This window comes from Heliomarina sp. (assembly GCF_052826185.1).
This window is the reverse complement of the sequence record NZ_JBRBUI010000022.1, coordinates 24,184-36,303: the sequence shown is the minus strand read 5'-3', so window position 1 is coordinate 36,303 and position 12,120 is coordinate 24,184. Positions and strand designations below refer to the sequence as shown.

15 protein-coding genes, 2 pseudogenes and 1 riboswitch are annotated in these 12,120 nt (G+C 61.7%); of the genes and pseudogenes, 1 reads left to right on the top strand and 16 read right to left on the bottom strand.

Translation table 11 applies throughout. The annotated features are described in order from the left end of the window. Nucleotides 1–545: IS6 family transposase (locus ACU0FH_RS08720; RefSeq protein ID WP_446194265.1), on the top strand; the 545-nt coding region annotated here is incomplete at its 5' end. Nucleotides 546–978: 433 nt separating this feature from the next. Here ACU0FH_RS08720 and ACU0FH_RS08715 read toward each other — a convergent pair. The 16 genes and pseudogenes from ACU0FH_RS08715 to ACU0FH_RS08640 all read right to left on the bottom strand — a co-directional run bounded on the left by ACU0FH_RS08715 (nt 979) and on the right by ACU0FH_RS08640 (nt 11,908). After that, a pseudogene (locus tag ACU0FH_RS08715) lies at nt 979–1,432 on the bottom strand (DDE-type integrase/transposase/recombinase). A 445-nt stretch (nt 1,433–1,877) separates the two neighbouring features. After that, the gene (locus ACU0FH_RS08710; RefSeq protein ID WP_446194264.1) at nt 1,878–2,042 is read right to left on the bottom strand and encodes a hypothetical protein; all 165 of its coding nucleotides are present in this window, start codon (nt 2,040–2,042) and stop codon (nt 1,878–1,880) included. 2 nt (nt 2,043–2,044) lie between these two features. Continuing rightward, entirely contained in the window at nt 2,045–2,437 is a 393-nt protein-coding gene (locus ACU0FH_RS08705) for a hypothetical protein (RefSeq protein WP_446194263.1), read from the bottom strand. A gap of 234 nt (nt 2,438–2,671) precedes the next feature. Beyond that, nucleotides 2,672–3,022: a hypothetical protein gene (locus ACU0FH_RS08700; protein ID WP_446194262.1), complete on the bottom strand. Its 351-nt coding sequence runs from the start codon at nt 3,020–3,022 to the stop codon at nt 2,672–2,674. An 8-nt stretch (nt 3,023–3,030) separates the two neighbouring features. Continuing rightward, a complete protein-coding gene (locus tag ACU0FH_RS08695; protein ID WP_446194261.1) occupies nt 3,031–3,294 on the bottom strand; it encodes a hypothetical protein in 264 nt (87 codons plus the stop codon). 602 nt (nt 3,295–3,896) lie between these two features. Next, nucleotides 3,897–4,673: pseudogene (locus ACU0FH_RS08690) on the bottom strand (IS3 family transposase); the annotation flags it as partial. Nucleotides 4,674–4,941: 268 nt separating this feature from the next. After that, the gene (locus ACU0FH_RS08685; protein ID WP_446194260.1) at nt 4,942–5,673 is read right to left on the bottom strand and encodes an ABC transporter permease; all 732 of its coding nucleotides are present in this window, start codon (nt 5,671–5,673) and stop codon (nt 4,942–4,944) included. Beyond that, the gene (locus tag ACU0FH_RS08680) at nt 5,670–6,398 is read right to left on the bottom strand and encodes an ABC transporter ATP-binding protein (protein WP_446194259.1); all 729 of its coding nucleotides are present in this window, start codon (nt 6,396–6,398) and stop codon (nt 5,670–5,672) included. The genes ACU0FH_RS08685 and ACU0FH_RS08680 overlap by 4 nt, the downstream gene beginning before the upstream one ends. Further along, nucleotides 6,395–7,066 (bottom strand): TenA family protein, encoded by a 672-nt coding sequence (locus tag ACU0FH_RS08675; protein WP_446194258.1) that lies wholly within the window; start codon nt 7,064–7,066, stop codon nt 6,395–6,397. The genes ACU0FH_RS08680 and ACU0FH_RS08675 overlap by 4 nt, the downstream gene beginning before the upstream one ends. Next, the gene (locus ACU0FH_RS08670) at nt 7,063–7,998 is read right to left on the bottom strand and encodes an ABC transporter substrate-binding protein (RefSeq protein WP_446194257.1); all 936 of its coding nucleotides are present in this window, start codon (nt 7,996–7,998) and stop codon (nt 7,063–7,065) included. The genes ACU0FH_RS08675 and ACU0FH_RS08670 overlap by 4 nt, the downstream gene beginning before the upstream one ends. Next, nucleotides 7,995–8,978, bottom strand: coding sequence for a HesA/MoeB/ThiF family protein (locus ACU0FH_RS08665; RefSeq protein ID WP_446194256.1), 984 nt, complete (start codon nt 8,976–8,978; stop codon nt 7,995–7,997). The genes ACU0FH_RS08670 and ACU0FH_RS08665 overlap by 4 nt, the downstream gene beginning before the upstream one ends. After that, entirely contained in the window at nt 8,975–9,571 is a 597-nt protein-coding gene (locus tag ACU0FH_RS08660; protein ID WP_446194255.1) for a thiamine phosphate synthase, read from the bottom strand. Before ACU0FH_RS08660 ends, ACU0FH_RS08665 begins: the two co-directional genes overlap by 4 nt. Next, complete coding sequence (locus ACU0FH_RS08655) at nt 9,568–10,338, bottom strand: thiazole synthase (RefSeq protein WP_446194254.1); 771 nt, start codon at nt 10,336–10,338, stop codon at nt 9,568–9,570. Before ACU0FH_RS08655 ends, ACU0FH_RS08660 begins: the two co-directional genes overlap by 4 nt. A gap of 1 nt (nt 10,339) precedes the next feature. After that, a complete protein-coding gene (thiS, locus tag ACU0FH_RS08650) occupies nt 10,340–10,537 on the bottom strand; it encodes a sulfur carrier protein ThiS (RefSeq protein ID WP_446194253.1) in 198 nt (65 codons plus the stop codon). Beyond that, nucleotides 10,521–11,495 (bottom strand): FAD-dependent oxidoreductase, encoded by a 975-nt coding sequence (locus ACU0FH_RS08645; RefSeq protein ID WP_446194252.1) that lies wholly within the window; start codon nt 11,493–11,495, stop codon nt 10,521–10,523. The genes thiS and ACU0FH_RS08645 overlap by 17 nt, the downstream gene beginning before the upstream one ends. Next, nucleotides 11,492–11,908: a bifunctional hydroxymethylpyrimidine kinase/phosphomethylpyrimidine kinase gene (locus ACU0FH_RS08640; protein WP_446194251.1), complete on the bottom strand. Its 417-nt coding sequence runs from the start codon at nt 11,906–11,908 to the stop codon at nt 11,492–11,494. Before ACU0FH_RS08640 ends, ACU0FH_RS08645 begins: the two co-directional genes overlap by 4 nt. Before the next feature lie 57 nt (nt 11,909–11,965). Further along, nucleotides 11,966–12,066: riboswitch (TPP riboswitch) on the bottom strand. Nucleotides 12,067–12,120: the final 54 nt, after the last annotated feature.

Here is a 12,120-nt window from a genome sequence, read left to right as displayed (position 1 = left end):
CTTGTCCCTGCAGAACTTTAACCTGCCGAAGCTTCGATACAATCTCTTCGGGCTTTTCTCGTTTCCCAGCCATCGCTGATCCTCCAATTTGCGGGACAAATCTATCCCAGTTGGTGGACCACTTTCAGGGGGCTACTCCAGATGATGAAGGTGAGTTGCTGGAAAGTTTCGTTACGAAGACGCGGGACCGGAAAGCGGCATTGAAATTCATAAGAAAATCAATGAAGCGCTACGGCCTGCCGGAAGTGATCGTCACCGACAGGCTCCGATCCTACGGCGCTGCTCTGAAAGAGATTGGTGCGGCCGACCGACTGGACACCGGTCGCTGGATGAACAACCGTGCCGACAGTTCGTACTTGCCATTTCGACGACGCGAACGCGTCATGCTCCGCTTTCGGCATATACGAAGTTTGCAGAAATTCGCTTCCGTTCACGCCTCGGTCGATAACCATTTCAATCCGGAACGCCACCTCTATCCACGACAAAATTTCAAGCTCAATTGCGCCGCGGCCCTTGCCGAGTGGCGTGGCCTCTGTGCAGTATAAGGGACTGACATCCTATATTTTGTGAGACTGGTTCGAATTAGTCTGCCAGCACCGCCACTTGCCTCGATGCAACTATTCTCTGCCGCCCAGCGCTGCCGGATTTTTCCCTTCTATTAGAGGGTTATAGAATTGTGGCTGTTGAGTGGTTTTGTTTGGAAGTGGTGCTCGGTCGAAATGACGCTGGGATCTAAATCTTTGGCAGGGGTTTTGAGGGTAAAAAGCGCGGTAAGTGTGAATTCGCTGCATGTGCGAAAGTGTCCCGGCGGAGAGAAGAAAGCGGCCATTCATAGAGGCGGACACTCCGCCACGCATGTTGCACCAAACACAAAAGTCAGAAATGCGCAGTTTGCAGCCGCTGGAGCGGGCTCACTCCTCCGCGATGTGCTGTCTGACTGATTCGAACCAGCTTCAGTTTGCCGCAACAAGCGTGAACCTATGCGGAACAAAGTTGCCGCCACTCGGTGAGAGCGACGGTCCGGTTCAGCTTGAAGTTCTTTCGACTATAGAGCTGGCGTTCCTGATTGAAGTGGCTGTGCACTGAGGAATGAACGGAGACGAAATTCTGCGAATTTCTCATGCGCCTGAAACAGAGCATCGCCCTCTCGCGTCTTCGAAACGGCAGGTGCGAATTCTCTGCCCTGTTGTTCAACCAGCGACCGGTTTCCTGACGATCCGCCGCCCTGATTTCCTTCGGCGCGGCCCCATATGAGCGCAACTTGTCCGTGACGAATATGTGTGGACGGCCGTGCCGCTTCATCCATTTCCTGAGACATTTCAACGCCGCATTCATGCAGTAGATCTTCCACATTCCGAAGCGAAAGAGGGAAACGGATGTACAACATTGCCGCCAGGCGGATGATTTCCGGGCTGCTTTGAAAACCCTTGATCGGGTCAGGTTAGGTAAGTTTTAACACTACAAGACCGCCCTGCCGATCTCAACTGGGATCTTACTGACAAAGCCCGGAGTGTTGCTCTACGCTTGATAGTTTCAATTCTTTCTTCCCATCGTTCACCCTGCTCAACCGAAGTTCTTCTAGCAAGACCTCCTCGTGCTGCAGCAGATGGCCACCTCGGGCATCGCCAGGACGTTCCTGCCGACATTCATCGGGAAACCGTACCAACGGCTTCATGGGGAAAAGCGATGATGCGCCCCGGCTGCCCGCTCCGCTCTGGGTCGCGACACCTGAGGAAATTGCGCAAACGCCGCGGTATGCTCTGGTGCAAAGTGCGCTGACGAGGCGCATCAGGCAGGCATTGGCGAGCTAGGGCGTGAAGCTGCTCAGTTTGGTCAAACGGCCTTCTCCGCCGCGCGGTCTTTGTTTTCAGCCGCTCCTAGCCGCAAATGAAATAGGGCTCATAGGTACCGCGCACCATTTCCATCATGGACTTGCAGGGCACACCAAGTTGTTCCATCAAGTCGCAGGGCCGCATGGTCGTCATCACGTTCCCAAGAAAGGTTTGATTCCAGTATTTCCCGTCACTGGCGACCTCGTTCATGTTTAGGCCCAAAACCACGCATCGCATTGCGGCATCTGCCGGTTCTGCTGGCATTCGTAATACATGTGGCCCGGCAAGTTGCGACATGGACCGTTGGCGCAAGAGGGAGTAAATGTCGCTGCCAGTCGTGCAACGCAACTGCTCACCCGTTGGCTGCGAACCGCTTGAAGATAATCCGTGTTCTGGTTGAGTTGTTCTGGCTGGATCGTGCTCAGCACATAGAGGTTCCAAAGACTGTCCTGCGCGTCGGATGTCCTTGGCGCGAGCGACGCCACGATCACCGTGACCACGACGAGCAGAACCCGAAATCCTTTCAATCCGGTCTTCTGCCGATTCGAACCCTCAAATGACATTTCGCAATAGGGGCGAAATGCTCTGCGAATAGCCAAAGTCATAGATACACTCCGTCTGAAATGAATGATGCTCCAAATCCTGCCGGGCCGAGTTGCCCCGCACCTTGAGGCAAGAAATAACGCGCACTGCACGCGGCATTGGAAATCAGCTTTGCACGCGGCATTGGAAATCAGCTTTCGGATGGTATCACAAAAGGGTCTTCGGCGACAGGTCGCGCCTCGGTCCATCTACGCAATCGCAATGCTGTCCATGGCGCAGCGGCATTTGCTGCTCGGTCAGCGATTTGCCTTTGCTTCCTCGCAAGTCTTTCGCTTCAGCAAGCCCCATTGCATTTTTTCAAACGACATCGCCCCGGAAGGGTCACTTCTGAACGTGCTCCCCGGCGATTGGCGCAAGCGTTCAGAGACGAACAGCAACCTGTCGACCACGGAAGGATGAAGCGAGGCAAAGACCGTCGGCACAACGACATCCCCCACATCGGTTGGCGACTGGACATCAATGAGCCCCTTGAGATCCGGACGTATGCTTTGCTGGATCATGAATTCGCTAACCGGCGTTCTGGTCCGGGCGTAGATATCCAGCAGCGCCTGCCCAAGCATCTGGTTCAGCAGGTCGTAGGTCCCCATTTCATATTTTAGTCGGGGGGCTGAGGTCGAGAAGGAATATTGCTGAGGAGTTTCGCGGCATGTTCGTCCGCGCGCGCTTCGTAGTCGCGCGCCCGGACAACGCGGTCATCCACGGGATCATCACAGGCCCATGCCAGTTGCGCCAGACGCCCTTCCTGCAAGGCTTGCCGGCGGTCGCCATGTCCCAGAGGGGCGGGACCCTGCCGCAAATGGTGCATCTCATGGGCAAGAATGACCGCAACTGCGCCGATGAACAATTCGCGTGGTCCCATGAGTTCCGTCGGTTGCCCAAGTTCCGGGTTACGTTGCGGATCCCAATTGTCGCGTGAGACGTCCGCCGGAACCTTGGACGCGATCAGCCGTCTTTCCGCAGCCGTGAGTGGCCATCAACTGATCCACGCTCAGTCGCGTGCCATCTGCTCTGGCAGCTGCTCCATCAATCGATATCGCTGCTAATACAGACGATGTGTTTTCAATACTCGTTTGATCAGGTGACAACGGAATATTCGCTGCCTCGCGACGCTTGTAGCCCAATACGACTGCAGGAGAGCCGGTTCCTTCAAACGTCGCATTAAACCCTACATTGGTAGAAGTTCCAAATACCAACACAGTTCAATCTGATTTCGCCGAGAGTGTTTTGTTAGGGTTGTTTCGTACATCACCCACTTGGTCCACCGCGTTGTCAGCCGCTCGTCCCGTTGCAAATACTTGCTGGACCTTCGGAGAAAACGGATTCCCATTGGTCTTTAAACTGGCATAGACTGACGGCACTGCGCCCGTGTCGAGATTGTTTGGGGTAACTGACCTTCCCCCGCGATCAGGGCCGGTTGGATCTGGAATCTTCCGGTTGGGTTTGAGTGTTGAGCGGCAGCGTGGCCAGACATTCCCAGCTATATTCATCGATGATGTTGAGCGCGCGGAACGCCTTTCCGTCATCAGTCCGGCAATGGACGAAGTCATAACTCCAAACATGGTCGCGACGTTCGGGTCGCAATCGAACGCACGACCCATCATTCAGCCAGAGCCGCGCCTTCTTTGGTTGTTTCATGGGCACTTTCAGCCCCTCTCGTCGCCACAGCCGTTCGACGCGCTTGTCGTTTACATGCCAGCCAACATCTCTCAGCAGCGCTGCGATCCGACGGTAGCCATACCGACCATGTTGACGGGTCAGCTCGATCATATCAGCCACCAGCAGGGCTTCATCGGAACGACCGACCGGCACCTTACGCTGCGTGGATCGGTGTTGCCTCAGGATGCGACAAGCGCGGCGTTCCGAGACACCAAGTTCGCAGCGAATACGATCAATGCAAGCACGGCGACGAGCGGGGCTCAGAAGTTTCCCTTTGCGGCCTCTGCCAAGATCAGTTTGTCCAGCGTCAGATCCGATACGGCCTTTCTCAACCGCTCGTTCTCTTTCTGCAGACGCTTCAGTTCCTTCAATTGATCCGTGCCCATTCCACCGTACTTGTTTGGCGGGAAAACCGTCCACTGGACGCTTTTCTTATCCGCCTGCACTCCAGCGATAGAATGTCTGTTCAGTCACGCCGATCTGCCGGATCGCATCCAGACGCGCCATCCCTTGCCCCGTCAGAACCTCAACCTGCCGCAATTTCGTGACAATCTCTTCGGGCTTCGGTCGCTTGTTGGCCATGTGTTTCCTCCGTTTTCCTAAACATAGCGGAGGACCACTTCACTGGGGGAGGATCAGTTTCTCGTGAGCAGGAAGGCACGGCAAATTACTCTTCTGGCATTGTCAAAGGAACTGGCTTCTGCAGGGCCCAATCGGCTCAAATCAGCCGCGTATGCAGGCTTCAGCGTGTATCGATTTAGATCCAACTTGTTTGTACGGTCAGCCAAGTTTCTCCGCCAATGGGGCGAGCATGTGCAACTTTCACGGCCGCAAAAATGACGATTTACGCTCAACTCTGCCATAGCCGTCGGCAGGCGGCGTCGACTGCGGCATGGAGAATGAGCGTCAGAATGGCGAGGACGATCAGCGCGGCGAACATCAGGTCGATCTTCGCGCGTCCGTTTGCCAGCAGCATAAGGTAGCCAAGCCCGCGGGAGGCGCCGACCCATTCCCCGATGATCGCGCCAATGGGGGCGTAGACGGCAGCGAGGCGCAGGCCCGAGGCAAAGCCGGGCAGGGCGGCCGGCACGCGGATGTGCCACAGCGTGCGGGCGGGCCGAGCGTTCATCACACGGGATAATTCCAGCCAGCCGGTCGGGGTGCGCATCAGAGCGTCGAAGAATGCAGAGGTGATCGGAAAGTAGATGATCAGCAGCGCCATGGCGATCTTGGACCACAGACCGTAGCCCAGCCACAGAGTCAGGATCGGTGCCAGAGCGAAAACCGGAACGGCCTGGCTGAAGACCAGTATCGGGCGCAGGACAGACCGCGCCAGCGGCGAGGCTGCCAGCAGGATTGCGGAGGCGAAGCCCAGTATGCCACCCAAAACCAGCCCGAGCAGCACTTCGATTGTCGTGACCAGCGCATGCTCGGCAAGCAATGTCCGGCTGTTCCAGAGCGTTTCAAGGACGAGACCGGGTCCCGGCAGAATGAACCTCGGCAGTGCGAAGCCCGTGACCAAGGCTTGCCACGCCAAAAGGGTCATAAGGGCGATGCCGGAGATGCGGGCGGCTCGTGTCATTGCGATGCCATGAGCAGCCGAAGCAGCTGCCCCTGAAAGGCCAGCGTCTCGGGCGCGTCGAAACGCCGGGGCGTGTGCGTCTTTGGTACTTCGATCCGGGTGATACCTGTGCGCTGCATCAGAAGCACGTTTCGCCCCAACCGGGCAGCCTCGGCGGCGTCATGCGTGACGTGCAGGACGGTGCGCCCGGCCAGAAGCTCCGCCGCCAGGTCTTGGACACGGGCGCGAGACCGCGCGTCGAGGGCCGCGAAAGGCTCGTCCAGCAGAACCACCGGTCGGTCCTCCATCAGCGTTCGGGCCAGTGCGACCCGCTGCCGCTGTCCACCCGACAAAGCGTTCGGACGCTTTGCGGCGTGATCGGCCAGCCCCACCCGCTCAAGCAGTGCTATGGCGCGGTCTCGCTCGGCCACCTCGCCCCGCAGCCGGGCGCCTAGGGTCACGTTCGCGACCGCGTCCAGCCAAGGCATCAGCAGGTCGTGCTGCGCCATCAGGGCGATCCGCCCGGCCAGCGGCGCGCTATCACCACCCGGCGTCGTGGTACCCTCGAATGCCACCTCGTCCGCGATCCCGCCTAGCAGGCGTAGAAGTGTGGACTTGCCGACGCCAGAGGGACCCAGCAAGCAGGTCCATTCCCCGGCAGGCACGTCCAGCGAGAGCGGGCCGAAGATCACCGCGCCATTGATCGCCGCCCGTCCGCACAGGCGTAGCGCTGGCGCAGCGCTCATACCGACAAGCCCATGCCCCAGAAATCGATCTCAAGCCGCGTCGCCATTTCGAAACGCGCGCAGAGGCGGGGCCAGCGGGGGCTGTCTTGGGACGCAGGGCCGAGGCGGCGCGCCACTGCCGCGTCGATCAGCGTGCCGACCTCGTGGCAGGTGCGCTGATACTCCGGTCCGGCGTAGGTGCCGATCCAGTCAGCATACGGCGTTTCCTCCGCGTCGGCGGCCAGCCGGGTGCCGATCTCGCCATAGCCCAGCACGCAAGGCGCGAGCGCGGCCATCAGGTCGAGGAAATCGCCCGAATGCCCGGCGTCGAGCACGTAGCGGGTATAGGCGATATTCTGCGGCGCCTCGGAGGCCGCGAATAATTCGGCCTCGGGAATGCCTTCGGCGGCGCAGGTCTCGACATGCAGGCGCATCTCTTCGCCCAGCAGGGCGTGGACGGTGGCGGCGCAGGCGCGCATCTCGTCCAGCGTCTCGGCCTTGGTCACGGCCAGCGCCCAGGCGCGCGAGAAATGGGCGAGGAAAAGATAGTCCTGAATGAGGTAGCGCAGGTAAGCCGCGCGCGGGAGGGTGCCATCGCGCATCCCCTCGACGAATGCGTGGCGGGTGTACCCGCGCCACGCGTCCGCCGCCGCAGCCCGCCATAGCGGGAATGTCTTGCCGTAACTCATTGAGTCCCCAGATCAACGGCGAGGTCGGACACCGGCCGCGTGCCCTCGATCAGCCCCGCTTCGGCGAGAAAGGTCTCGAACCGGGCATAGCGGGCCTGATCCAGCGCCTCGGGGCGTAGGGCGAATCTTGGGATCGTGTCAGCCCAAGCCCGTTCGTTCAGCTCGTCCTGCAGCTCCGCCGAGGTGCCGGCGAAAACCTCCCAGCTTTCCTGTGGATGGTTCACGATGAACTGTACGGCCTTCTCGGTCGCGGCCAGAAACCGGCGGATCATGTCGGCATCCATCGTCTCGGGGTTGGTTACATAGATCAATTCGTCATAGGTCGGCACGCCGTGCTCTTCGGGATAAAAGCAGCGGCCCGCCACGCCCTCGATGTCCATCTGGTTGAGCTCAAAGTTGCGGAATGCGCCGATTACTGCGTCGACCTGGCCCGACATCAGCGCGGGGGAAAGCGACCAGTTGACGTTCACCAGCTCGACGTCCTTTGTGCCCAAACCTGCCTGACCAAGCATGGCGGATAGCAGCGCCTCTTCGAAGCCGGAGACGGAGAAGCCGATCTTGCGATCCCTGAGGTCCTCGATTTTTTCGATAGGGCCGTCTTCCAGCACCAGCAGGCAGTTGAGCGGCGAGGCGATCAATGTGCCGACCCTGATCAGGGGCATCCCCTCGGCCACCTGAAGGTGCAGCTGCGGTTGGTAAGAGACCGCCAGTTCCGCGCGCCCGGCGGCGGCCATCTTGGGCGGATCGGTGGGATCGGCGGGGGCGATCACCTCGACCTCCAGACCCGCGTCGGCGAAATAGCCCTGTTCCTGCGCGACGATGATCGGCCCGTGGTCCGGGTTTACGAACCAGTCGAGCATGACAGTCATCTTGTCCTGTGCGGCGGCGGGCGTCGCGGTGAGAAGGGCAAGGGCAGTGAGGTGGGCTTTCATGGGGTTTCTCCGGTTGGGTCGCCAAGCGCGACGAGGAAAATCTCACCGTTCCAGACGGCGGCGAGGCGCTCCGCCGCGGTCCAGGACCGCTGGCCAGAGCGGCAGCAGAGCACGGCGCGTTGGCCGTCTTCGGGTATCGGGCCTCCGGGGCCGAAGGCTGTGACAGGGAGGCGGCGTGCTGAGGGGCGCACCAGTGGTGCCTCTGTCTCGGCTCGCAGGTCGATGAGGAAGTCGGTGTCGGCGATTGACGACGCGGCAAGGAAACGGGGGGACGAAGCGGGCTCGGCCGCGCCGTCGAACCGGAAGCCGCCAAAGCGAAAACCGGTCGCGTCGAAAGTGACCAGACGTCCAAGCGGGGAGGGGGCGAGACCGGCCAGAAACGCCACCGCCATCTGCGCCTGAAGAGCGCCGATGACCCCCACCACAGGGCCCAGAACGCCATCTTCGGCGCAGGAACCGAGGCGTTGCGGCAGATCTGGAAACACGGCCCTAAGGCTGGGTGCGCCGCCGCAGAAGCCGCCCGCGTAGCCCTCCAGCCCGACGACCGACGCGCTTACAAGCGGGCAGCCCCGGGTCAGGCAGGTGTCCGACAGGATGTAGCTGGCTGCGAAGCTGTCGGCGCAGTCGAGCACGAGGTCGACCTCTGCGCAGAGCGCATCGGCATTGGCCGGGTCGAGGGTGTCGATGATGGGTTCAACGCGGACGTCCGCGTTCAGTGCGGTGACCATGTCCGCTGCGGCGCAGACTTTGGGCCGGCCGATATCGGCCTCTCGGAACAGTGTCTGGCGATGCAGGTTCGTGGCGTCGACACTATCGGGGTCGACCAGCGTGATACGCCCGATCCCCGCGCCCCCGAGATACTGAAGCACCGGCGCCGCAAGACCGCCTGCGCCCACGACCAGCACATGCGCCTGCCGCAGCCGGTCCTGACCATCCGGCCCGAATTCGGGCACAGCGATCTGGCGAGCGTAGCGGCTCATCGCGTCGTCTTTAGCCAGTGGCGGACCCGATCCTCGGGATCGTCGCTCAGGGTGATGTCGGTGACCGCCGAGACGATGTCAGCGCCCGCCGCGAAAGCCCTCGCTGCACGCTCCGGGGTCATACCGCCGATGGCGACGAGGGGCAGGTCGCCGACCAGCCGTTTCCACTCGGCCACACGGTCCAGCCCCTGTTGCGTCCATTTCATCTTTTTCAGGATGGTCGGATAGACGGGGCCGAGCGCCACATAATCGGGTTCCAGCGCCAGAGCGCGATCCAGTTCGTTGTGATCGTGGGTGCTGATGCCCAGTCTGATCCCGGCGCGCCGGATCGCGACAAGGTCGGCGTCGTCCAGATCTTCCTGCCCCAAGTGCACCCAGTCGCATCCTGCGTCCATGGCGATCCGCCAGTGGTCGTTTACGACCAGCACCGCGTCGTGCGACCGGCACAGCGCCTGCGCCTTTGCCACCAGTGGCCGCAACGCGGGCTCCGGCATGTCCTTGATCCGCAGTTGTACCAGCTTGACGCCCAGCGGTAGTGTGCGTTCCAGCCAGGCAAGGCTGTCGAAGATCGGGTAAAAACGGTCCAGTGTCATTCCAGGAAAGCCCGTCCGATTACCGGGGTCGACGGCGCGGCCATGTCGCGAGGTTCCATCGGATCGGCCTCCAAGGCCAGCCGCCCAGCCTCAACCGCGCGTGCAAAGCCCTCGGCCATCGCCGCCGGATCGCCGGCTTTTGCGACGGCGGTGTTCAGCAGCACGGCGTCAAAGCCCATCTCCATCGCTATCGCGGCTTGGCTGGGCAGGCCGAGGCCTGCATCTACAACCATTGGCACATCCGGGAACTGCGCGCGCAAAGTGCGCAGCCCGTAGATGTTGGTCAGCCCCAGCCCGGTGCCGATTGGTGCGCCCCAAGGCATCAGGACTTCGCAGCCCGCCTCAAGCAGGCGGCCCGCTAGCACCACATCCTCGGTCGTGTAGGGAAAGACCTGGAAGCCATCGTCCGAAAGGATACGCGCCGCCTCGACCAGCCCGAACGGGTCTGGTTGGAGTGTGTCGGTATGGCCGATGACCTCAAGCTTGATCCACGGCGTGTCGAACAACTCACGGGCCATTTGCGCCGTGGTCACCGCCTCGCGCACCGAATGGCACCCGGCGGTGTTGGGGAGCACCGTGACACCGAGCTCGCGCACGAGATCCCAGAAAGCGGCGCCCGCGCGCTCTCCACCCGCCTCGCGCCGGACGGAGACGGTGGCTATGCCCGCGCCAGAGCGGCGGAACGCCTCGGCCAACACGGCGGGCGAGGGGTATTGCGCGGTGCCCAGCATCAGGCGCGAGGCGACTTCGGTTCCGTAAAACTGCATCTCAGCCTCCCTGCCTTGGCGCGACGACCTCGACCCGGTCGCCGGGTTCAAGCGTCGCTTGCTCGCGCATGGTGGCCGGAACGAAGCTTTCGTTGACTGCGGTGGCGACCTTGGCGTCGCCGTAGCCCAGTTCGCCGAGAACAGCCGCGAGTGTGTCGGCCTGCACCTCGGTCGGGGTACCGTTAAGAGTGATCTTCATGACAGAACTCCGGTGTTGTGCCGTCGAGTGCAGCCTCCGCCGCCATCCGCGCCAGTGCGGGGGCGAGCAGAAAACCGTGGCGGAAGAGGCCGTTGACGTAGAAAGTGTCGCCCAGCCGGATGACGCGGGGCAGGTTTTCGGGAAAGGCAGGGCGGGCATCGGCGCCGATCTCCACCAGCTCGGCTTCGCCGAAGGCGGGGTGCAGGGCATAGGCGGCCGACAGTAGTTCGAGAACTGAACGGACGCTGCGCCGCCGATCGTCGCTTTCGATCTGGGTCGCGCCGAGCATGAACAACCCGTCCGCACGCGGCACGATATATAGCGGAATGCGCGGGTGAAGCAGCCGGATGGGGCGCGACAGGCGTATGTCCGCGCTGCGCAGCACGGCCATCTCGCCCTTCACGCCGCGCAGATCCGGCAGCACATCGCGTGCGGCCAGCCCTCGACAATCGAAGGTCAGACCTTCGGGGCGGCCCGGTTCGGCGATGAAGGACACGCCGTCGCGTTCCAGCCGGTCTCGCAGATGTAAAAGGGCCGCGCGGGGATCGAGATGCGCTTCGGATGGGACGTGCAGCGCGCGGTCGAAGCGCCCGGCAAGGTCGGGCTCCAGCGCGGCGAGGCCGTCTGCGTCGAGCCATTCGTGCCCTCGCGTCCGCCGCGCGAAGCGATCGAGTTCCCGTCGGTCGCGTCCCAATGCCACCACGGTCGTGCCGCGCCGCTCGACCGTCACCCCCTGCCGATCCCACCAGTCGGCGGCCTCATGGCCAAGCCGGAAAACAGGCTCCTCCGCTGTTTCACTCTCGCACACAGGGGCCAGCATGCCCCCCGCCCACCACGAGCAGCCGTGCGGCCCCGGCCGGGGCGCGGGATCGAAGACAGTAACTTCGCAACCCCGGGCGACAAGCTCTGCCGCCACGCAGAGACCAGCAACACCGGCGCCGAGGACGTGCGCCTTCATGTCCTGACCTCTCGGAAATGATGTATAGGGATGGGACCTTCGCTGATGCACCATTCGTCTGCCGCACGCAACGCGTCATGCAGCAAGGGCCTTGCACGCCGCATTGCCGCCTCCACCCCGGCTACCTGTGCGACCTGCGCGGTGTCCGCCCCGGCGATCTCGGGCGAGAACAACATACCAATTTTAATCGACATCGGATGGATCTCATCCGACACCGCAGGGATCCGCGCGGATAGGACGGCGTACGTGACGGCCTCCACCGCGAAGACGCCTCGGGTGTTCTGCGCTGTGTCCGGCGTGCTCGCGCTTGGGCCGTCGACGCCGAGGGCAGAGGAAGTATTGAGTTCGGCTTGAATACCCGCGCCACCGCGACTGTCGGAGCCCGCAATGGTCGATACGAATGAATTCGGCATTATCGCTACCTCCACCGGCGACAGGCGGAGGTAGATAAGACAGGCGTCAAGGGACTCGTCAGATCATGCTCCGTTCCCTACGCCGGTATTGTCCGGATCAGGTTCGATGGGTTAGCTATCGCCTCTCAGCCCCAGACAGGGCACCCCAACGGATTTAGCAAAGCGTAGCAGCCTGCGGATCTATCTTCAAGTGACCCAAAATCAGAAAGCAT